This window comes from Microbacterium sp. HSID17254 (genome assembly GCF_003989315.1).
Lineage (GTDB): Bacteria > Actinomycetota > Actinomycetes > Actinomycetales > Microbacteriaceae > Microbacterium.
The window spans coordinates 1-876 of sequence record NZ_RBLT01000153.1; the positions used below are offsets into that span (position 1 = coordinate 1).

1 protein-coding gene is annotated in these 876 nt (G+C 72.4%); it reads right to left on the reverse strand.

Annotated features, from left to right (window positions below):
• The coding region (locus D8M34_RS18270; protein ID WP_148113105.1) for a class I tRNA ligase family protein at positions 1-876 on the reverse strand (876 nt) is incomplete at both ends.

Genomic DNA, 876 nt, shown 5'->3' on the forward strand with positions numbered 1-876 from the left:
GACGGGTCGGACCCGGCGGGCCAGTCGGTGAGGTGCACCGACCGCTCCCCCGTCAGCCCACGCCAGATCGCCTCGGTGGTCAGCGGCAGCAGCGTCGCCGCGACCCGGCAGGTCACCTCCAGCACGGTGTGCAGGGTGTCGACGGCGTCGCGTCGCGCGGTGCGGCCGTCCTCGGTGGAGTCGGAGGACCAGAACCGTTCCCGGGACCGGCGGACGTACCAGTTGGTGAGGGTCTCGGCGTGGTGGCGGATCCGGTCGCAGGCCCCGGCGACGTCGTAGGCGTCCATCGCCGCGGTGACGCCGTCGACGAGGTCGGCGGTCTTGGCCAGCACGTACCGGTCGAGCACGTGGGGTGAGTCGGTGCGGAACGTGCCGCGCTCGCCTCCGGCGTAGAGCGACAGGAAGTACCAGGTGTTCCACAACGGCAGGATCGCCTGGCGGACGCCCTCGCGGATGCCCTGCTCGGTGACGACGAGGTTCCCGCCACGCAGGATCGGACTCGCCATGAGGAACCACCGCATGGCGTCGCTGCCGTCGCGGTCGAAGACCTCGTTGACGTCGGGGTAGTTGCTGCGCGACTTGGACATCTTCGCGCCGTCGTCGCCCAGGACGATGCCGTGCGCGACGCAGTTGCGGAACGCGGGCCGCTCGAACCGGGCGGTGGCCAGCACGTGCAGCGTGTAGAACCAGCCGCCGGTCTGCCCGTTGTACTCGACGCTGAAGTCGCCCGGGTCGTGGTACCCGAACCAGTCGCGGGTCCCGGACGGGGAGTGGTCCTGGGCGCACGGCCTCGAGCCCGACCCGGACCAGCACGCGAGCCGCCCCGCGCCACGGCCGCTAGCCGGGCTGCCGGTTCGGCCCTCCGCGTGCGGCCGC